Here is a 20,003-nt window from a genome sequence, read left to right on the forward strand (position 1 = left end):
TCTGGCCTCCTCGCTATGGTCAGTTTGCCGGGAGCGTCGCGTACAGATCCACGCCGTTGCCGTCCGGGTCGGCCACCGTGGCGTAACGCATCCCCCAGAACGCGTCGAACGGCTCGGCGATCCCGCCGTAGCCTGCCTCGACCAGCTCGGCGTACGTGGCGTCCACCCCGGCCGGGCTGTCGAACTCGAAGCACAGCAGCGTGCGCGGCCCGCCGGTCGGCGCGCTCCAGCCGGGCAGGAACGGGGTGCGGAACGCCTCCGTGTCCAGCATGATGTGCAGCCCGCCGGGCAGGTCGCAGCCGGCGTGCTCGGGCGTGTTCGGGTCGAGCTTGAACTCCAGCCCGAGGTGGGCGTAGAAGGCGATCGTCGCGTCCATGTCGGAAACCACGATGTCGATCGTGTTGAGCGTCGGATTCATGACCAACTCCATCTTCTCGGCCTGTCCGCAGGGCGCGCGCCGCGCGTCCGCACCGGTCCGTCACCAACAAGACGATCGGCGCAGGCCGCGATACGACACCCGCCCAGCCACGATCTGAAGTCGGTCGCCCGTCAACGGCGGTGATCTCGCGCCCCCGGCCACGCGGGTCGTTCCATCCTTCGGCCGGCCGGCCTCGTCATGTGCTGGACGACGTGATCACGGCTGCCGTGAGACTGGCACAATGCACCACGTCATCGGTCATGTTGATCATCTGGCTGGCCGTTGCTGATGGCCGAGGGCGCCCATGCCGCGCCGTGCGCGGTGGGGCGCCCTCGCTCGCCTGGAAGCCCCATGCCGGTCAGTTTCCTGTCCGCCGAGCAACGCAGCCGATACGGCGTCTTCAACGCCGTCCCCGACATCGCCCAGCTGGGCGCCTTCTTCCCCCTCGATGCCGACGACCGGCGCCGGGCGATGGCCGCTGACGACCTCACCAATCCCGACAGCACCTGAACATCCACACCGGGCTGCCCAACAGCGCTGTCAGGGCCCACTGCACGGACCCGGGCGGAGCCCGTCATCGGCCGACTGCGGAGCGGCCGCGCATCATCTCGATCAGCCACGCCCGCTCGGCGGCCGCCGCCTTCGCCGCAGCGTCAGCGTCGTGGCCGTCTGAGAGTGCGTTACGTGAGCTGACGCCCTTTTCGTCGTTGCGGTTGGATGAGGTCTGCTGGTCGATGGGTCGCCGCTCGGTCTGTCGTCACGGCTGAGTGAACAAGCCGGGCTCGGTTTCGACGAGGATGCCGCGGCTTACGGCTGATCCGCAGATGCTCGGCCTCCTGGCTGAGTTCGCTGAGCCGCGGGGTCAGGGCCTGTTCGCGGGTATCGAGGCGGTCCAGAAGCCAGGTTCCGGGATCGGGCGGGCGGGTATCGGGCCTGGCCATGTCCACCGCCAGGACGGGGTCACGGAGGTCAGGCGCCGGGACATCACGTCCGCCATCGCCCAATACACCCGTGATTCAGAACTGGCTGGACGGTGCTCGTAGTCGCGAATCAGGCGCCGGTGGAACATCAAGATCCCGTAGGTCTGCTCGACGACCCATCGTTGTGGCTGGGGCACGAAGCCTTTGTCGGCGGGGTTGCGTTCGACGATGTCCACGGCGATCCCCAGGCCGGCGCCAGAGGCGACGACCGCGTTCTTAAATCTCTGGTCGACCAGCGCTTTGGTCACGCTGCCCTCGGTGACGACGGCGGCCTGGTCCAGCAGGGCGATCCCGGCCGTGTTCTCGTGGGCTGAGGCCGCGAGCACGACGACCGCGATGACCAGGCCCAGCACGTCTACGGTCAGGCCTCGCTTGCGTCCCGGCACCTTCTTGGCGACGTCCCGGCCGGTCGTGGTGGCGGGGACGCCGGCCGCGACGTGGACGCCTTGGGTGTCCAGTACGACCAGGCTCGGGTCGGCCAATCGGCCCTTCTTCTCGCGCAGGTGCCAGCGCAGCAGGTCATGGATCGTCTTGTCGGTGCCGTCGTCGCGCCATTTGGCGAAGTAGTAGTACGTCGCACCCTCGGACGGCAGATCGTGCGGGAGATAGCCCCATTGGACGCCGGTTCGTCCCTGGTAGCGGATCGCGCTGACGATCTCCCGCAGCGCATGGTTGCCTTCGTAGCCGCTGACCGAGGGGTGCGCGGCCTTCCATGCCCGTGAGGACCGGTTCGATCAACGCCCACTGAGCCTCGGTCAAGTCGCTCGAGTACGGCTTGCGCTCAGTCACCGCGCCATCCCAGCACAACTGGACCCGCAGACTGGCGGTAACACTACAAATCCACACGATCACATGACGACATCACGGATGGAGGCTCACGTAGGCACTCTCAGGGGCTCGAGGGCGGCTAGGACGAGGTCGAGGCCGAAGGTGAACTCCTCCGCCGGGTCGTAGCCGGCGGCGGCGAGCACCGCGGCGGACTCGTTGAGGTAGGGGAACTCCTCAGGAGGAAGCTGGGGCAGGAAGACATCCTCGGCCATGTCCGCGAACTCACCGGCGGTGTCGAACGGCAGGCTGGCTTCCTGCAGGGCGAAACCGTAGACATAGCTGTCGAGCAACCAGTTGGCGTGCGTCGCCATCAAGACCGGGAAGCCGGCCCTCCGCAGGCAGGCGGTGACCGCTTCGCGGTGGCGGAGGTTCGCGGGCCCCGGCGATGTCCGCGACTCCATCAGGCCGATCGCCCACGGGTGGCGTGCGAGAACCTGTCGGGCGGATACCGCCCGACGTCGCATCGCTGACTGCCAGTCGGCCTCTTCAGGCGGGAGCTCGATCTCCTCGAACACGACGTCGATCATGGCGTCCAGCAACTCCTCCTTATTCGCCACGTAGTAGTAGAGCGACATCGCGCCCGCGCCGAGCGCGCGAGCCAGCCGGCGCATGCTCAGCTCGCCGACCCCCTCGCGGTCGGCGAGCCGGACCGCCTCGACCACCACCCGCTTCTTGCTCAGCCCCGCATCTGACGCGACCTGGCGTCGTTCCCTCGCAGACAACGGGTCTCCTCTCTCGAACGGCTTGACAATCGTTCAGCGCACGGTCATCGTACAGCGTACTACGTACGATGTACGAACCAGTGAGAGTCGTAGCTCGGACGTGAGGAGGCTCTGTGGGAATCGAGCAGCGATCGAATGCCGGAGCACGCCTGGTGCCGGGGGGCGAGTCCGGCCGGGGCGACGACGATGCGGGCCGCCCTCAGTGCTCGAGTCGTCCGAGGTCGGGCTACCGCTGCCCGGTCGGGGCGAGGAGACAGGTGTGTGCAGCACTCGCAACGTCGACGAAGCAGCCGACGCCCTCCGCTACGTCGCGGCCGGCCACACCCGAGGGAAGGCCGTCGTCACCGTCTGACGACCGGACCGACGAGAACGACCCAACCCCGTGCGTATGTACGCCCCAACCTGCCGCCACTCGGGCGGACGGACCGCTCCTCTCGAAAGAAGAACCGATGACCATCCGGACGAAAACCCCGAACCTGCTCGACAACCCGCCGGTCCCCGTGCAGGTCAAGCTCGCCGCCGCATGGACCAGCCTCATGTTCCTCTACATCTACGTCGACTACTTCCACCTTTACAAACCTGGCACCGTCGACAACATCCTGGCCGGCGTCGTCTTTGAGTTCGACATCAGCCCGACGCTGTTGACCGTCATGCTCGCGTCCATGGCGATCCCGGCCCTGATGGTGATGCTCTCCATGACGCTGCCCGCCCGGGTGAACCGCGCCACGAACCTCGTCGTTGCATCGCTCTACATCCCCTACTCGGCATTCAACGCGGTAGGGGAGTCCTGGGACTGGGCCCCCTTCTACGGCCTCTCCATCGGAATCGAGGTGCTGCTCCTGGCCTTCGTCCTGCGCTCCGCCTGGACCTGGCCTCGAACCCCCGCCGTCCCAGCCGGTCCCGCGACGACCGACCTTCGACAGGACCTTCGACAGTAGGTGTCCGTGTAAAGCCCTACGGCGTGAAGCCCGCCGCCGCGGACACCGGGCCGACCGTGACCAGCTCAGTCGCGGTATACGCAGAGAACCTGCTCACGAGCGGTCCGGTGTCCGCGCCAGCCGCGCCCGCAGGCCGAACGGCGGCTGACCGACCAGCAGACCTCATCCAACCAACCGCAACGACGAAAGGGGCATTAGCTCGCTTAACGCACTCTGATGCGTGCCAGCGGCAGGGTGCGCCGGCCGGGCCAGTGGGGCATCGCGGCGCCGCGCTGTTCCGGCGCCTCCAACGAAGACCAGGCGAACCCCGTCAGGCAGAGCCTGCTCGAGACGCCCTTCAGCCACTCGGTGCTCGGGGAGCGCAGCCCGCTGTAGGCCGGCCTTGCGGTGTTCGCGCAGGTTGGTCACGCCGAGCCGGGCCCGCATTTCGGCGGTCAGCCGGCGTCCTTTGAGTGCTCTGTCGTAGACGGGCTCCCGCCGGATTCCGAGGATTCTGGCAAGTTCACCGAGGGAGTAGCCGCCTGGTATGTCCTGGTTGGTGGCGATGGCGATGTTTGTGGCGTTCCGCAGGTGCTGCCGCAAGGTTCGATGTGTACCAGACCGACCGGGTCGTCCGAGAGCCGTCGAGTGAGCGCGTCGATCATCCGGTGCAGCATCGCGACGTACTCTTCGGTCTCCACGACGCGACGACAGTGCTTGCCGGGGGAAGAGTGCAGGCAGCCGCTGACGTCTGCTCCGCCGATTGTGTGGGTGGCGTCGGTGGGAGGTGATGGGTGTGAGGTCGAATGCGGCGGACGGCGGGCTGGTGTGCTTGCGGGTGGACGGGCGGGCAGAGCCGTGGGACAAGGGGGAAGCGAACAGGACTGACACGGGCGCCGGGGGAGACGGAGGGAAGACCGGAAGGAACGGACAGGCCCGGTTCCATGCGGGAATCCGGGCACCATCCGTTCTGAAGCGAATCTCCTCTCAGAGCTCTGACCTGCCGAAATGCTGGTTCTCGCCGTCATGGCACGGATACTGCTTGAACTGCACGTCGTTGGCCGTGGACGAGCTCGGCAGGTCCGCGCACTTGCCCGAGTGCCTGGCCACCAGCCGCAGGTAGCCGCCGCCCGCGTCCTGCAGGGTCCACTGCTGGTTGGCGCCCGTGCCGCAGCCGTACTGCTGCAGGGCGGCGCCGTCGGCGGTGCTGACGCCGTTCACGTCGAGGCACCTGGACGAGTTGCGGGCGATGATCTGCACGTGGCCGCCGCTGATCGACTGGATGCGCCACTGCTGGTTGGTGCCGCCGTTGCAGTCGTACTGGATGACGGCCGCCAGGTTCGCGGTGGAGCCGTTGCGCACATCCACGCACTTGCCCGAGTGCCGCACCGTCAGCCGGTCGTAGCCCGAGCCGGTCGCGGTGATCGTGCCGGCGGCGGCGTCGACGGTGAGCCGCCGCGCGTACGTCAGGCTCATCGTGGTGCTGCTGGGGAACTGGACGGGCAGCCACACGTAGCGCGAGTCGTTGACCGGGCCGCCCCACGCGCCGGCCCACCGGTCGCCGAGGTACAGGTACGAGGTGCCGGACGTGCCCTGCACCGGCAGCACGAACGCCGGCTGCGAGCCGTACGTGAGCGCGTCCCCGGCGTTCTGCCAGGCGCTCCACGTGCCGGTGATGCTGGTGGCGGTGGCGTACTTGGCCTGGTTGGGCTGCCAGCCGGTCGCGCCCGAGGTGAGCAGGAAGTAGACGCCGCCCCGCTTGAACATGGCGGGCGCCTCCCGGTGGTCGCCGTCCCACCTGCGCACCAGCGCGGCCACGTCGGTGAAGTCGGCGGTCAGCCGGTAGACGTGCAGGTCGTAGTTCTCGTCGGCGGCCGAGATCATGTAGCCGGTGCCGTCGGTGTCCACGAACGCGGTGATGTCGCGTGACATGTGCCCGAGCGGCCGGAAGCTGCGCAGGTAGGTGTAGGCGCCGTCCACGGTGTTCGACACGGCCACGGCCGCGCGGGCCTCGCCGTAGTCGCGGCCGTTCTCCTTGTGCATCCACATGACGAACTGGCCGGTGGCCGGGTTGTGGATCACCTTGGGCCGCTCGATGTTGGCGACCTGCAGCTCGGTGGCGCTCGACTGGGTCAGCACGTGGTTGCGGAACTCCCACGTGCGCAGGTCCGCCGAGCGGTAGGCGGAGACGTAGCGGAAGGTGCCGTCGGCGTTGCGGTTCTCCCCGAACCAGTAGTAGTACGAGCCGACCTTCACCACGCCGCCGCCATGGGCGTGCAGCAGGTTGCCCGAGGTGTCGGTGAACTGGGCCCCGACCGGCACCGTCACCGGCGCCGCCCGGGCGGGCAGCGCCGGTAACAGGGTCAGCAGGAGTGCGGCGAGCAGGGTCAGGACGCGGGACATGAGGGTGCTCCTCTCAGCCTTTGATGCCGGTGAGCAGGACGCCCCTGACGATCCATCGCTGCGCGATGAGGAAGAGGGCGACCAGGGGCAGGATGGCCACGAGCGCGCCGGCGAACAGCGCCGGCATGTTGACCGCCTGCTGGTTGAGGTTGGTCGACAATGCCACCTGCACCGTCCAGAACTCCGGGTCCTGGCCGATGACCAGCGGCCACAGGAACGCGTTCCAGTGCTCGATGAAGGACAGGATGCCGAGCGAGGCGAACAGCGCGCCCGAGTTCGGCAGCGCCAGGCGCCCGTACAGGCCGAGGTAGCCCAGGCCGTCCACCCGGCCCGCGTCCTCCAGCTCGCGCGGGAAGCGCAGGTAGAAGCCGCGGAACAGCAGCACCGCGAACGCGCTGAACAGGCCGGGCACGATCAGCCCCCACATCGTGTTCACCCCGCCCAGCGACCCGACCACCACGAACGTCGGGATGAACGTGGCCGCGCCCGGCACCATCATCGTGGCGATGATGAAGAAGAAGGTGGGCTTGGAGGCGGCCACGGGGATGCGGGCCAGCGCGTACCCGGCCATGGAGGCCAGCAGCGTGGACAGCGGCGCGGAGATCGCCGAGATCAGCGTCGAGTTCCACAACGCGTGCGCCAGCGGCACCGCCTCGTTGCCGAACGCGTCCGCGAACCCCTGGAAGCTGATCGTCTCCGGCCACCAGTGCCAGTCCAGCGAGCCCAGCTCCCGCTTGCTCATCAGCGCGTTGCGGACGAGCAGGTAGAACGGCAGCAGGAACGGCACCGCGAAGACGATCACTGCCGCGTACGAGCCGAGATGCCGCTTCCTCATCAGCCCTCCTCCTCGGCGGTCCTGCCGAACCCGGCCAGGCGGCCCTGCAGCAGCGTGAACACCACGATCAGCACGGTGACCACGAACGCCCCCGCCGACCCGGCGCCGTAGTTCTGCTCGCCGAGCGCCGTCTGGAACAGGTAGATCAGCGGCGTGCGGCCGTCCGCGCCGCCCAGCCCCGACAGGTTGGAGGCCAGGATGTTGTAGAACTCGTCGAACGCCTGGAACGCGTTGATGATCAGCAGCAGCACCACGGCCACCGAGGTGTTGCGCAGCATCGGCCAGGTGATGTGCCGGAACAGCCGGCCCTCCGACTCCGCCCCGTCCACCCGGGCCGCCTCGTAGAGCTGGGCGGGGATCTGCTGGATGCCGGCCAGGAAGAGGATCATGTAGAAGCCGGTCTGCAGCCACAGCCGCACCGTGACCAGCACGATCCAGTACAGCGGCGGGTCCACGGTCGCCACCCAGCCGATCGAGTCCTCGTAGCCCAGGAGGTAGGCCAGGCTGTTGGCCACGCCCGACGGGGTGCCGCTGAACAGCGACATCTTCCACACCAGCGCGCCCACCACGTACGAGACGGCCGCCGGGATGAAGAACGTGGTGCGGAAGAACGCCCGGCCGCCGCGCAGCCGGTTCACCAGCACCGCCAGGCCCAGCGACAGCGCGAACGTCACCGGCACGATGAACAGCGTGAACAGCAGGATCGTGACCAGCGACCGGGTGAAGGCGGGGTCACCCAGCAGGCGCCGGTAGTTCTCCAGGCCGTTCCAGTCGCCCAGGGCGATCGTGCCGCGGGCGTCGTTGAAGCTGAGCAGGAAGCCCCAGCCGATGGCCACGTACTTGAACAGGAACAGTCCGGCCACCATCGGCAGCGTGAGCAGCAGGAACGCGCGCCAGGCCGGCCACCGCGCGGCCCGCCGCCCCGCGGCGCGGCGGGGACGCCCGGTTGCGGGGCGGGGCGGGGCTGCCGTCGTCACAGCACCGGCACCTTGTCGAGGATGTCCTGCGACCGCTTGGCCGCCTCGGCGAGCGTCTTCTCCGCGTCGGCGCCCTTCTTGACGATCGCGGTGACCGCGTCGGTGTACGGCTGGCGCACCTCGGCCGTCCACAGCGCCGGCTGCTTGATGCCGTGGGCGGCCACGGCGTCCATGACGGTCTTGGCCGGGCCGGTGTTCAGCTTGTCGGCCTTGGCCGCGGTGCTGTTGCGGGGCGGGATGTGGAAGCCGTAGGCCAGGCTCCAGTCCGTCTGCGCGGCGGTGTTCTCCACCCACAGCCAGCGCACGTACTTCTTGGCCGCCTCCAGGTTGCGGCTCTTGCCGTTGACGACCTGCACCCAGCCGCCCATGTTGACCACGGCCTGCCCGCCGGGGCCGAACGGGGGCAGCGCGAAGGCGTCGAAGTCGTCGCCCAGCGCCTCGGTCAGGCCCGGGACGGCCCACAGGCCGACCCACTGCATGGCCGCCGCGCCGTTGATCAGCGCGCCCGGGTCCCACCAGTCGGTGGAGTAGCCCTGCAGGGTCGCCTTGGCGTCGTACAGCTCCTTGACCGCGGTCAGCGCCTCGACCACCTTCGGGTCGTCGTAGGTGATGTCGCGGTCGTCGATCAGCAGGTTGCCGTTCGACCACGGCACCATCTGGCCCAGCGGGCCGACACCGTCGTTGCCCACGAACAGGCCCTTCTGCTTGCCCTGCGTGAGCTTCTTCGCCGCCGCCGCGAACTCCGCGAAGCTGGTGGGAACGCTGACACCGGCCTTGGCGAACAGCGACTTGCGGTAGAACACCAGCATCGGGTCCACGATCATGGGTACCGCGTACACCTGGCCGCCCCACGTGTACGGCTGCAGCACCTTGGGGTTGAAGTCGGCCTTCTCCGCCCCCAGCACGTCGTCCAGCGCGGTGACCTGGCCGGCCTTGACCATGTTCGGGCTGACGTCGTTGACCTCGTACACGTCGGGGCCGTCGGGGGTGAGCACGGCGGCCGTCCACTTGGTGGCGTAGTCGCCGGGGATCCAGGAGACCTTGACCGCGATGTCGGGGTTGGCCTTGGTGAAGTCGGCGGCGTACTTCATGGCCGCCTGCTGCGTGCCCTCCTCGCCGTACTCGTGGTACCAGTGCGTCAAGGTGATCTTCGTCGCGCCTCCGGACGGCGCGGCACTGCCCTTGGCCAGCGGGTCTCCGGTGGAGCACGCGGAGACGGCGGCGCCGGCGACGAAGAGCACGGAACCTTTCAGAAGTCCGCGCCGGGTGAGTGGTCTGTCCATCGGGGCCACCTCTCGTGGGGGGAAAGAGTCGGGGCCGATGCCAGGTAACCGGTTACTTCAGACGTCGTGAGCCGGACGCTAGACGCGGATCTCCGGTGGCGTCAATGCGCTGTTAACTTTTCGTTACAAACCCGGTGGGACTGGGCTTGACGGGTCGGATGGGATCTCTTAGCGTCCTGGGCATTGCTCAGGTAACCGATTACCTGGTTCGAGCGCTCACCTGGGAGATCGCATGACCACACCCCGCCGCGTCACCATCAGGGACGTGGCCAGGAAGGCCGGAGTCTCGGTCGCCACCGTCTCGCGCGTGCTGGGCGGCGACTACCCGGTCCTCGCGGCCACCCGCAACAAGGTCATGCGTGCCGTACGAGAGCTCGACTACGTCCCCAACGCCCACGCCAGAGCCCTGTCCGCGGCCCGGCCCGGCGCCATCGCGATCGTCGTCAACACCATCGCGGTGCCCTACTACGCGCTCATCGCCCAGGGCGTGGAGGACCAGGCCGCCCAGGAGGGCAGGCTGTCGCTCATCTGCACCACCGGCGGCGACAACGGCCGCGAGCTGTCCATCGTGCAGCTCCTGCGCGAGCAGCGCGCCGAGGCCGTCATCCTGGTCGGCAGCGTGATCGTGGACGAGGAGTACCGCAAGCGCATGACCGAGTACGCCCACGCCCTGGCAGCCGCGGGCTCCCGCCTCGTCCTGTGCGGCCGGCCGCCGCTGGGGGAGGGGGCGCCCGCCCTCGTCGTCGGCTTCGACAACACCGGCGGCGCGCACGCCGTCACCGCCCACCTGCTGTCGGCCGGTCACCGCAGGATCCTCTACCTCGGCGTGCGGCCCGGCCACACCACCTCCGACACCCGCGTGGCCGGCTACCGCAGCGCCCTGGCCGAGCACGGCGTGGCCCTGGACCCGGGGCTGCAGATCGAGGCCGAGTTCGACCGCGACGCCGGCTACGCCGCGATGAACCGCCGCCTGGCCGAGGGGCCGCCCGACTTCACCGCCATCTTCGCGGGCAACGACCTCGTCGCCGCGGGAGCGATCCAATCGCTGCACGAGCACGGGCTGCGCGTGCCCGACGACATGTCGATCGTCGGCTACGACGACGTGCCGCCCGCCCAGGACCTGCACCTGACCACCGTGCATCTGCCGCACGACGAGCTCGGCAGGGCCGCGGTGCGCCTCGCGCTCGGCCGGCTGACCACCAGCCCGATGACGCTCGGCACCCACATCGTGGTCCGCGACTCGGTCAGGGCCCTCGGCCCCCGATGAATCCCGTCGTGGCGTTCGCGATGCAGCCGCCGCTGCTGCCCGAGCTGTTCCCGCTCGACCTGCGGCGCCGCCTGTCACTGGTCGGCCGGGTGCGCGAGCGGGTGATCGACGCCTTCGACGGGCCGCTCGACGCCGAGATCCTGATCACCGGGTGGGGGTGCCCGCGCATCGACGCCGACGTCCTGGCCGCCGCGCCCCGCCTGCGGGCCGTCGTCCACGCCGCCGGCAGTGTCAAGGGGCACCTGACGGCGGCGGTGTTCGACCGCGGCATCGCGGTGTCGTCGGCGGCGCAGGCCAACGCCGTGCCGGTGGCCGAGTTCACCCTCGCGATGCTGGTGCTGGCGGCCAAGCAGGCGTTCGCCAGGGCGCGGGCGTACTCGGCGGGGGCCTGGTCGGGCGACGCGCTGCCCGGCGTGGCCACCCCGGGCGAGCGCGGCGGGCTGGGCGGGACGACCGTCGGGGTGATCGGGGCCTCGCGGGTGGGCCGGCTCGTCATCGGCGGGCTGCGCTCGCACGGGGCGCGGGTCCTGCTCAGCGACCCCTACGTCGCCGCGGAGGAGGCGGAACGGCTGGGAGCGCGGGCCGTGCCGCTGGACGAGTTGTGCCGCTCGGCCGAGCTGGTCACCGTGCACGCACCCGAGCTGCCGGAGACGCGGGGACTGCTGGACGGGCGGCGGCTGGCACTGCTGCGTGACGGGGCCGTGGTGGTCAACACCGCGCGCGGGGCGCTGATCGACACCGACGCCCTCGTACGGCACTGCTCGGGCGGGCGGATCTCCGCCGTGCTCGACGTGACCGATCCCGAGCCGCTGCCGCCGGGGCATCCGCTGCTCGGGCTGCCCAACGTGCTGGTGACGCCGCACATCAGCGGGGCCAGGGGGCGGGAGTTGCGGCGGCTGGGGGAGTTCGCGGTGGGGGAGGTGGAGCGGCTGGCCCGGGGGCGCCCGCTGCGCGGCGCCGTCCGCGTGGCCGACCTCAACCGCATCGCGTGAACCCTGGAGCCCCGCATGCCCATGATCCCGGACCCCGGCCCGTCCGCGGGTGGCGTGATCACCGAGCGGCTGGTGCGCGAGATTCGCGAGGAGGCGGAGCGGGCCCGCGCCACCCCCGCTCCCGAGCTGACCCTCGCCCTGTGGCGGCGCTTCGCCGACACCGGTGACCGGCTGGCCTACGAGCGCGTCTACTTCGACCGACGCCGCCGCCTGGCCGCCCTCGCCCTCGACGCCCACCTCGACGCCCACCTCGACACTCACCTCGACGCCCGCCCCGACGCCCGCCTGGACGCCCGCCCCGATCCGGCCCTGGACGGCCTGCTGTGGTCGGTGTGCGACGAGCGCACCTGGGTCCTGCCCGCCCACGAGCCGCACGACCGCCCGCTCGGCACGTTCGTGGACCTGTTCGCCGCCGAGACCGCCCACACCCTGGCCGAGATCGTGGCCCTGCTGGCCGATCGCCTCGACCCCCGGGTCCGGGAGCGCGTGCGGGCGGAGGTGGACCGCAGGGTCCTGTACCCGCTGCGGCCAGGCGGGGCCCCGATGTGGTGGGAGTCGGCCCGGCACAACTGGGCGGCCGTCTGCGCGGGCGCCGCAGGGCTGGCCGCGCTCGCGCTGGACTCCTCCGCCCTGCCCGCGCGCATCGTGGGCTCGTCCCCTGAGCCCGCATCCGCCCTTGACGCACCCCGCCTGCCCGCACACGCCAGGGACTCGCCCAGCCTGACCGCGCGCGCCCTCGACGCGCCCCGCCTGCTCGCACTCCTGCCCCGCCTCCGGCGCGCGCTCGCGGCGTTCCTGTCGGGCGCGGGCGCGGACGGCGCCTGCCTGGAGGGCCCGGACTACTGGTCCTACGGCTTCGGCTACTTCGTCTACTTCGCCGAGGCGCTGCGCGAGCACACCGGCGAGGACCTCCTGGACGACCCGCACGTACGCGAGATGGCCGCCTACCCGGCCAGGATCGACCTCGGCGACGGCGCCAGACCGGCCTTCGCCGACTCGCACGGCCGCGGGGCCTACCCGGCCGGCCTCCTGTCCCGCCTGGCCGCCCGCCTCGGCGTCCCCGCGCCGGCGCCGGCGGTCCCGTCGTTCCACGACGACCCCTGCTACCGCTGGGCCCACCTGACCCGCACCCTGTGGTGGTCGCAGGAAGCGTCCAGCACCGCGGCGGAGCCCTGCTCGTACCTGCCGGACGCCGCGATCGTCGTGGCCAGGGCGGCGGGCACGGCGTTCGCCGCCAAGGGCGGGCACAACGACGAGCCCCACAACCACCTCGACCTCGGCCACTTCGTGCTGCACGCGCACGGCCGGACGGTCCTGGACGACCTGGGCGCGCCGGAGTACACCCGTGACTACTTCCGCGAGGGCCGCTACCAGGTGCCCCAGGCCTCGGCAGAATGGCACTCGGTCCCGCTGATCGACGGCGCCGCCCAGCTCCCCGGCCGCGACCGCCGCGCCGAGGTGCTGGCGTACGCGGCGGCCGGCGGTTCCGTGACGCTCGCGCTGGACCTCACCGCCGCGTACGCCACCCCGCACCGCTTCACCCGCACCTTCCACTGGCGCCCCGGCACGCTGGAACTCGTGGACGACTTCGACCTCGCCGCCCCGGACGCGCTGGTGGAGGAGCTGTTCGTCTCGCGCGTCCGCCCGGTGGCGGGCCCCGGCGTGATCACGTGGGGCCCGGTCGAGCTGCGGGTGCCGCCCGGCTGGCGGGCGGTGTCCGAGGAACGGCAGGTCCGCGGGCACGACGGCGCCGCGGAGACCGTGCACCGGGTACGGCTGGCGGCACGCGTCCCGCCGGGCGCGCACCGCTTCCTGTTCACGGTGAGGACTTGACCGCCCGCTCCGCGGAAGCCCCGGCGTGCCCCGCCTCCTGGCGGCGGCCCGGCAGCGTCATGGTGACCGCCGCGGCCACCAGCGCGGCGCCGCAGCCGATGAGCATGCCCGTGCGGAAGCCGCCTTCGGACGGCAGCGGGTGCCCGCCGAAGTCGATGGTGAGCTGCGACAGGACGACGCCGATCACGGCGGCGGACACGGTGGTGCCGATGGAGCGCATCAGCGTGTTGAAGCTGTTGGCCGCGCCGGTCTCGGACAGCGGCACGGCGCTCATGATGAGGGCGGGCATCGACCCGTAGGCGAAGCCGACGCCGATGCTGATGACGCAGGTGATGATCAGCATGCCCCAGGCGGAGCCGAGCAGGGGCATGGACAGGCCGTACCCGAGCGCCATCACGAGGCTGCCGACGATCAGCGTGACCTTGGGGCCGCGGGCGGCCGACAGGCGGGCCCCGACCGGCGAGATGATCATCATCATCAGGCCGGAGGGAGCCATCCACAGGCCCGCGGCCAGCATCGACTGGCCCAGGCCGTAGCCGGTGGCGGCCGGGAGCTGGAGGATCTGGATGACGATCAGCGACTGGGCGTACATCGAGAAGCCGACGACGATCGAGGCCACGTTCGTCAGCAGCACCTGGGGCCGGGCGGTGACGCGCAGGTCCACCAGCGGGTCGCGGACCCGCAGCTCCCACCAGCCCCACGCGAGCAGCAGGACCACGGCGGCGCCGAGCAGCCCGAGCGTGATGCCGCTCGACCAGCCCCAGTCGGCGCCCTTGGAGACGCCGAGCAGCAGGCACACCAGGCCCGCGCCGAGGCCGAGCGCGCCGAGCAGGTCGATGCGCCCCCGCGCCCTGGCGGGCGTGACCGGCACCAGCAGCCAGATCAGCACCGCCACGACCAGGCCCAGCGCGGCCGAGCCCCAGAACAGCACCCGCCAGCTCGCGTACTCGGCGACGGCGGCGGACAGCGGCAGGCCGAGCGCGCCGCCGATCCCCATGGACGAGCTCATCAGCGCGATCGCGGGGCCCAGCCGGTGCGGCGGCAGCACGTCGCGCAGGGCGCTGATGCCCAGCGGGATCATGCCCATGCCCATGCCCTGCAGCCCCCGCCCGATGACCATCGGCGCCAGGGACCCGGCGAACGCGCAGACGACGCAGCCCACGACCAGCGGCACCGAGCAGACGAGCATCATGCGGCGCTTGCCGTACAGGTCGCCCAGCCGGCCCATCACCGGCGTCGTGACGGCTCCGGCCAGCAGTGTGACCGTGATCACCCAGGAGGCGTTGGAGGCCGTGGTGCCCAGCAGGGCCGGCAGCACGCCGATCAGGGGCACGACCAGGGTCTGGGACAGCGCGGCCACGATGCCCGCCACGGCCATGACGGTGACGATGCCGTTGGAGCGGGTGCCGGAACCACTCTCTTCCACGCGGATCCCCCTCGAAACTCTCGACGTCGGAAGCGATGTGCACTCTACACATAGTGTGTTACATGCACATTTTGCGGGTTCGTGGCAGGTAGGCTGAGCCCGCATCGGATGGATAGAAGGACCTGCATGGACAAGCCCACGCACCTGATCGAGTACGAGACGATGCTGCTCGGCCAGCACCGCCACCTCGACCGCAGCGCGTACATCCTGCTCAGCCGCATCCGGATGGAGGGCATGATGTCCATCGGGCAGCTCAGCGAGGCGTTCGGCCTCGACGTGTCCACCCTCAACCGGCACACGTCCGCGCTGCTGCGCCGGGGCCTGGCCGAGCGCATCCCCGACCCGCAGGGTGGCATCGCCCGCAAGTTCCGCCTCACCGAGGAGGGCGAGCGATACCTCGACTCCGAGCGCGCCAGGAACATCAACGGCCTGGAGAAGGTGCTGGCCGGCTGGACCGCCGACGAGGTCGCGGCGTTCGCCGCCTACCTCAGGCGCTTCAACACCGACATCGAACGCCTCCGCGGCCGTCCCTGGCCCCACCCGGAGCGCAAGGCCCAGCAGGGCAGCGGGGCGGGCGTGTAGGAGACAGGGCTCCGGGTAGCCGTGGACGGGTGAGTCACGAAGAGGAATTCGGCTTCGCCTTCGAGGAACGTTACCGCCCGCTGCTGGCCGTCCTCGGCGTCCGCCCGGCCACCTGCCGGCTGACGCTCACCGACGAGCTGCTGCGGGTGCGGTTCGGGCCGTGGCAGGTGCTGTCGCCGCGGCGCAACGTCACGGGCGCTGAGCCGTCCGGCCCGTTCTCGCCGCTGAAGGCGATCGGGGTGCACGTGTCGCTGTCCGACGGCGGGCTGACGTTCGGCAGCAGCACGACGCAGGGGGTCTGCATCTGCTTCCGCCGCTCGGTGTCCGGCAGCGAGCCCCTCGGCGTGCTCCGCCACCCCGCCCTGACGGTCACGGTCGAGGATCCCGCCCGCCTGATCGGCCTGCTCACCTCGGAGAGCCGGCCCGCCTATCCATGACGCCGTCAAGCCCTCCGGCCAGCTCTGATATGCGAACGGATATCGGCCGCGCGCCGATACCGCTATTAGACACGCCCTGATCACATCTGCTTGGCTCCTGATCTCCGACGGATCACCGAGCGAAGGACGATGTGACATGCGACACCTGCGCGCCGCCACCGTGCTGCCCGCGACCGCCCTGGCGATCTCCCTCCTGGGAGGCGGCACCCTGACGACGGGCACGGCCTCGGCCTCTGCCGGGGTGCCGGTGGCGGCCGTCTCCAGCGAGGCCCGGGTCAAGAAGGAGCTGCGGGCGCTGGAGGCCGCCTTCAAGGGGCGCATCGGGGCGTACGCCATCGACACCGCCACCGGCAAGACCCTGTCGTACCGGGCGGGGGAGCGCTTCCCCATGCTGTCCACGTTCAAGGCGCCCCTGTGCGCGGCCGTCCTGCACCAGGCGCGCACCCGGCAGCCCGGGCTGATGAGCAGGCACATCAGGTGGACGGCCGCCGACATGAAGCCCAACTCGCCGGTCACCGAGAAGCACGTCAAGGACGGACTGACCGTCTCGGAGCTGTGCGTGGCGGCCGTCACCCAGAGCGACGGGACCGCGTCCAACCTGCTGATGAAGCTGATCGGCGGGCCCGCGGGGATGACGGCCTTCTTCCGCACGCTGAAGGACCCGCTCTCCCGCATGGACCGCTGGCACCCCGAGCTCAACGACTGGACGCCCAAGGACAAGCGCGACACCACCACGCCGGCGGCCATGGCCGGCAACCTGCGCGCGCTCGCGACCGGCACGGCGCTGCACGCCAAGGACCGGGAGCAGCTCGTCGCCTGGCTGCTCGCCGGCAAGGTCGGCGCGGAGCGCATCCCGGCCGGCCTGCCCAAGACCTGGACGGTCGCCCACAAGACCGGCACCAACTCCGACGGCTTCGGCGGCGGGAACGACATCGCCGTCATCTGGCCGGAGAAGGGCGGCGCCCCGATCATCATGGCCGTCTACACCAACCGGACCCCCGGCCTGCCCACCGACAACCGGACCATCGCCAGGACCGCGACCGTCCTGGCCAAGGGCCTCGGCAGGCTCTGACCACCGCTCCCCGCCCGGGGGCCGCCGGTTGGAGCGAGCCCGGCCCCCGGCATCGCCGCGTCAGGACGCCGGCACAGGCCGGGCATCCCACCAGTCGAGCACCCGCGTCCCGAACAGGGTCAGCCACTTGGACGGCTCGCCCGCCGGCACGTCCACCTCGAACCACACCTCACCGGGCAGCGTGCGGCCCTGCAGCCAGGTGCCGTCCGGCTGCCGGGCGGCACGGACGCGCTCGATCGCCCCGGCCATGCGCGGGTCGGGCGGCACGCCGTCGAACAGCGCCGCCCGGCGGAAGTAGTCGGCCGCGTTGAGCACGCTGTAGAACCAGCGGAACGGGTAGGCGAAGCGGTCCACCCACGGCGCCACCGGCTCGCCCGTGGACAGGCGGCGGAAGAGCCCGCGCCGCAGCAGGTACTCCTCGCCGCCGCGCCGGGCGGCCCGCGTCGCCTCCGTGCCTCCGGTCGCGACGTCGTAGGCGAGCAGGCCCTTGAGCGAGTTGAGCGTCGAGTGGAACGACGACCGCGTCGAGCCCTCGATCCACTCGCAGTTCCAGCCGCCGTCGGGCAGCCGGTGCTCGACGAGCCAATCGACGACGCCGGTGATGCCGGCGCCGAGCCACAGGCCGTTCTCCACCGTCCAGGCGTTGATGCAGCAGTCGACCTCGCCGCCCCAGTACGGCAGGTCGTCGTACTCCCATCGGCAGTTCTTGTCGAGCAGCTCGGCCGTGCCGCGCAGGGCGGCGGCGTCGAGGCCCCACTCGCGCAGCGAGTTGAGCGTCCACGTCGTCGCCGTCCAGGGCTGCCGGTTGTCCTGCGCGCCGTCGATGGTCGCGAAGTCGAAGCCGGCGGGGAAGAACGCGCCGCCGGCCCACTGGCCGTCCGGGTCCTGCAGCGCGAGCAGGCGCGCGCCGAATCCCTCGGTCGCGATCCTCGCCCGCGTCGCCTCCCAGACCTCGGGCGGCTCGTGCAGCAGGTCCCGCTCGACCTGCCAGCGCAGCGCCGGATCGGAGTCACGCAACCACGGGATCAGGGCCTCGGTCACCATGCCGCGCAGTCTGGCACGGGACGCGGCCTTCCGGCAGGCCCTGCCCGCGCCGCCGGCTCACGACCGTCGCGCGGGCTCCTCCGGGGTGAGGAGCCTGGTCATGATGCGGTCGAGGGCGGCCAGGTCGCCGGGATCCAGGGCGAGCAGGGAGCGCGGCGGGCGAGCCAGGATGCGCTCGGCCTCCTCGGCGACGGCGGTCCCCGCCGGGGTGAGGGCGACGATCTTGCTGCGGCGGTCGCCGGGGGAGACGCTTCGGGTGACGTAACCGCGCTGCTCCAGGTCGTCCACCATCAGCGTGGTGTACGGCTTGTCGGTCGACAGCTCGGCGGTCAGCTCCCGCATCGTCATCGGCCCGGCCAGCAGGCGGCGCAGCGCCTTGACCCGGAAGAAGCTCATGCCGAGCGTCTCCGCGACCTCCTTGCGACGGTCCTCCTGGCGCAGGACGAGGTCGTACATGGCGGCCCAGACGCGGGCCACCGCCTCCTGGTCAGGGATGTCGCTCATGAGGTGTCGGCCGTTCTGTCGGGAGCGTGGGCGAGCCGTTCGGCGGTGCGGGCGGCGCTGCGGCGGGCCCAGCCGGTCGTGGTCAGGATACCGAGCAGCATGATCGCCAGGCCGCAGCCGGTGATGATCCACCAGCCGACGTGGCTGGCCGCCGGGAACCCGGCGGCGAACGGGCCCGCGACCGCCGAGGTGACCAGCGCGCCGATGACCGCGACGCCCATCGACTGGCCGATCTGGCGGCTGGTGGAGGCCACGGCCGCGGCCACCCCGGCCTGGGCGCGCGGCATGCCGGAGACGGCGGTGTTGGTGATCGGCGCGTTCACCATGCCGAAGCCCAGCCCGAACAGCACGTACGCGGCCATGAGCTGCCAGATCGGGGTGTCCGCGGAGAGTCCCGTCATGATCAGGCCGCTGGCCGTCATCGTGACCCCGGCCACGAGCAGCGGCACGCGGGGCCCGGCGTTGCCGACGATCCGGCCCGACAGGGGAGCGCAGATCACGGTCAGCCCGGCCATGGGCAGCGTGTAGAGCCCGGCGTGCAGGGCGGACAGGCCGAGCACGTCCTGAAGGTAGAGGGTGTTGACGAACAGGAAGCCGCCCAGCGCGGCGAAGGCGCACACGGCGATGACGGTGGCCCCGGTGAACGGCGCGCTGCGGAAGAAGCGCAGGTCGATCAGGGGCTCGGCGCGCCGCAGCTCGTACGGCACCAGGCAGGCCAGCGCCAGCGCCGCGACCGCGAAGCAGCCCAGCGTCCGCGGCGACCCCCAGCCGGCCGCCGGCGCCTCGATGATGGCGTACGTCAGGGTGGCCAGCAGCACGATGACCAGCACCTGTCCGACCGGGTCCACCCGGCGCGGGCGCGGCGCGCGCGACTCCGGCACGAACAGCGCGCACAGCACGAACGCGGCCACCCCCACCGGGATGTTGATCCAGAAGATCGCCTGCCAGCCGACCGACCCGACCAGCGCCCCGCCGACCAGCGGGCCGAGCGCCATGCTGACGCCGACCACGCCGCCCCACACGCCGATGGCCCGCGCCCGCTCGCGCGGCTCGGTGAAGGTGTTCGTGATGATCGACATGGCGACGGGGTTGAGCATGGAGCCGCCGACGGCCTGCAGCGCCCGCGCCGCGATCAGCCAGGGGAGGCTGGGGGCCAGCGAGCACATGACCGAGCCGAGCGTGAACAGCGTCAGGCCTGTCTGGAACGTGCGGCGGCGGCCGACCCGGTCGCCGGTGGAGCCGGCCAGCATGAGCAGGCTGGCCAGCACCACCGTGTAGGCGTCGATGACCCACTGCAGGCCGGAGACGGAGGCGTTCAGGTCGCGGCGGATTGCGGGCAGCGCGATGTTCACGATCGTGTTGTCCAGGCCGACGATGAACAGGCTCATGCAGCAGATGGCCAGGACGAGCATGCGCCGGCGGGGGCTGAGCGCGGGGGTGGCCGCGGCCGGTTCGGTCGCCCGGCTGGTTATAGGCATATAAC

General features: G+C 71.0%; 19 protein-coding genes and 1 pseudogene. 9 read left to right on the top strand and 11 right to left on the bottom strand.

Going from position 1 to position 20,003, the window contains the following annotated elements:
- Positions 1-19 precede the first annotated feature (19 nt).
- Entirely contained in the window at positions 20-418 is a 399-nt protein-coding gene (locus tag ACBJ32_RS32835; RefSeq protein WP_375130042.1) for a VOC family protein, read from the bottom strand.
- A 351-nt stretch (positions 419-769) separates the two neighbouring features.
- Between ACBJ32_RS32835 and ACBJ32_RS32840 the strand changes: the two genes are divergently transcribed.
- Positions 770-928: a hypothetical protein gene (locus tag ACBJ32_RS32840; protein ID WP_375130043.1), complete on the top strand. Its 159-nt coding sequence runs from the start codon at positions 770-772 to the stop codon at positions 926-928.
- A 352-nt stretch (positions 929-1,280) separates the two neighbouring features.
- Here the strand turns inward: ACBJ32_RS32840 and ACBJ32_RS32845 are convergent.
- Together ACBJ32_RS32845 and ACBJ32_RS32850 are read right to left on the bottom strand one after the other, a co-directional pair.
- A pseudogene (locus ACBJ32_RS32845) lies at positions 1,281-2,081 on the bottom strand (IS5 family transposase); the annotation flags it as partial.
- A 192-nt stretch (positions 2,082-2,273) separates the two neighbouring features.
- Positions 2,274-2,888: a TetR/AcrR family transcriptional regulator C-terminal domain-containing protein gene (locus tag ACBJ32_RS32850; protein WP_375130044.1), complete on the bottom strand. Its 615-nt coding sequence runs from the start codon at positions 2,886-2,888 to the stop codon at positions 2,274-2,276.
- 509 nt (positions 2,889-3,397) lie between these two features.
- On the opposite strand from ACBJ32_RS32850, the gene ACBJ32_RS32855 reads away from it, so the two are divergent.
- Both ACBJ32_RS32855 and ACBJ32_RS32860 read left to right on the top strand, forming a co-directional pair.
- Positions 3,398-3,886: a DUF6326 family protein gene (locus tag ACBJ32_RS32855; protein ID WP_375130045.1), complete on the top strand. Its 489-nt coding sequence runs from the start codon at positions 3,398-3,400 to the stop codon at positions 3,884-3,886.
- Between the two features lie 216 nt (positions 3,887-4,102).
- Positions 4,103-4,261: a hypothetical protein gene (locus tag ACBJ32_RS32860; RefSeq protein WP_375130046.1), complete on the top strand. Its 159-nt coding sequence runs from the start codon at positions 4,103-4,105 to the stop codon at positions 4,259-4,261.
- A gap of 591 nt (positions 4,262-4,852) precedes the next feature.
- Here ACBJ32_RS32860 and ACBJ32_RS32865 read toward each other — a convergent pair.
- From ACBJ32_RS32865 to ACBJ32_RS32880, 4 genes are read right to left on the bottom strand one after another with little or no spacing between them, the layout of a single operon-like run.
- On the bottom strand, positions 4,853-6,268 hold the full coding sequence (locus tag ACBJ32_RS32865; protein WP_375130047.1) for an RICIN domain-containing protein: 1,416 nt from the start codon (positions 6,266-6,268) through the stop codon (positions 4,853-4,855).
- A 13-nt stretch (positions 6,269-6,281) separates the two neighbouring features.
- Positions 6,282-7,103, bottom strand: a complete 822-nt coding sequence (locus tag ACBJ32_RS32870; protein WP_375130048.1) for a carbohydrate ABC transporter permease — start codon at positions 7,101-7,103, stop codon at positions 6,282-6,284.
- Positions 7,103-8,080 carry a carbohydrate ABC transporter permease gene (locus ACBJ32_RS32875; protein ID WP_375130049.1) on the bottom strand — a complete coding sequence of 326 codons (978 nt, stop codon included), beginning with the start codon at positions 8,078-8,080 and terminating at the stop codon, positions 7,103-7,105. Before ACBJ32_RS32875 ends, ACBJ32_RS32870 begins: the two co-directional genes overlap by 1 nt.
- A complete protein-coding gene (locus ACBJ32_RS32880) occupies positions 8,077-9,363 on the bottom strand; it encodes an ABC transporter substrate-binding protein (protein WP_375130050.1) in 1,287 nt (428 codons plus the stop codon). Before ACBJ32_RS32880 ends, ACBJ32_RS32875 begins: the two co-directional genes overlap by 4 nt.
- 232 nt (positions 9,364-9,595) lie before the next feature.
- Between ACBJ32_RS32880 and ACBJ32_RS32885 the strand changes: the two genes are divergently transcribed.
- The 3 genes from ACBJ32_RS32885 to ACBJ32_RS32895 are packed head-to-tail and all read left to right on the top strand — an operon-like array spanning position 9,596 to position 13,455.
- The gene (locus ACBJ32_RS32885; RefSeq protein ID WP_375130051.1) at positions 9,596-10,630 is read left to right on the top strand and encodes a LacI family DNA-binding transcriptional regulator; all 1,035 of its coding nucleotides are present in this window, start codon (positions 9,596-9,598) and stop codon (positions 10,628-10,630) included.
- 8 nt (positions 10,631-10,638) lie between these two features.
- Positions 10,639-11,622, top strand: a complete 984-nt coding sequence (locus tag ACBJ32_RS32890; RefSeq protein ID WP_375130052.1) for a hydroxyacid dehydrogenase — start codon at positions 10,639-10,641, stop codon at positions 11,620-11,622.
- A 15-nt stretch (positions 11,623-11,637) separates the two neighbouring features.
- Positions 11,638-13,455, top strand: a complete 1,818-nt coding sequence (locus ACBJ32_RS32895) for a hypothetical protein (RefSeq protein WP_375130053.1) — start codon at positions 11,638-11,640, stop codon at positions 13,453-13,455.
- Here the strand turns inward: ACBJ32_RS32895 and ACBJ32_RS32900 are convergent.
- Positions 13,439-14,881, bottom strand: a complete 1,443-nt coding sequence (locus ACBJ32_RS32900) for an MFS transporter (RefSeq protein ID WP_375130054.1) — start codon at positions 14,879-14,881, stop codon at positions 13,439-13,441. The genes ACBJ32_RS32895 and ACBJ32_RS32900 overlap by 17 nt on opposite strands.
- A gap of 126 nt (positions 14,882-15,007) precedes the next feature.
- Between ACBJ32_RS32900 and ACBJ32_RS32905 the strand changes: the two genes are divergently transcribed.
- The 3 genes from ACBJ32_RS32905 to bla all read left to right on the top strand — a co-directional run bounded on the left by ACBJ32_RS32905 (position 15,008) and on the right by bla (position 16,972).
- Complete coding sequence (locus ACBJ32_RS32905; protein WP_357884780.1) at positions 15,008-15,463, top strand: MarR family transcriptional regulator; 456 nt, start codon at positions 15,008-15,010, stop codon at positions 15,461-15,463.
- A gap of 29 nt (positions 15,464-15,492) precedes the next feature.
- A complete protein-coding gene (locus ACBJ32_RS32910) occupies positions 15,493-15,900 on the top strand; it encodes a hypothetical protein (RefSeq protein ID WP_375130055.1) in 408 nt (135 codons plus the stop codon).
- A gap of 136 nt (positions 15,901-16,036) precedes the next feature.
- Positions 16,037-16,972: a class A beta-lactamase gene (gene bla / locus ACBJ32_RS32915; protein WP_375130056.1), complete on the top strand. Its 936-nt coding sequence runs from the start codon at positions 16,037-16,039 to the stop codon at positions 16,970-16,972.
- Positions 16,973-17,032: 60 nt separating this feature from the next.
- Here the strand turns inward: bla and ACBJ32_RS32920 are convergent, their stop codons facing one another.
- Genes ACBJ32_RS32920 through ACBJ32_RS32930 form a run of 3 tightly spaced genes read right to left on the bottom strand, consistent with a single transcriptional unit; the run spans position 17,033 to position 19,998 of the window.
- A complete protein-coding gene (locus tag ACBJ32_RS32920; protein WP_375130057.1) occupies positions 17,033-18,016 on the bottom strand; it encodes a squalene cyclase in 984 nt (327 codons plus the stop codon).
- 57 nt (positions 18,017-18,073) lie between these two features.
- On the bottom strand, positions 18,074-18,520 hold the full coding sequence (locus ACBJ32_RS32925; RefSeq protein WP_357884772.1) for a MarR family transcriptional regulator: 447 nt from the start codon (positions 18,518-18,520) through the stop codon (positions 18,074-18,076).
- Complete coding sequence (locus tag ACBJ32_RS32930; RefSeq protein ID WP_375130058.1) at positions 18,517-19,998, bottom strand: MFS transporter; 1,482 nt, start codon at positions 19,996-19,998, stop codon at positions 18,517-18,519. The genes ACBJ32_RS32925 and ACBJ32_RS32930 overlap by 4 nt, the downstream gene beginning before the upstream one ends.
- Positions 19,999-20,003: the final 5 nt, after the last annotated feature.

Origin of the sequence: Nonomuraea sp. GTA35, assembly GCF_041950525.1 — a bacterium.
In the GTDB taxonomy this organism is placed as follows: Bacteria; Actinomycetota; Actinomycetes; order Streptosporangiales; family Streptosporangiaceae; genus Nonomuraea.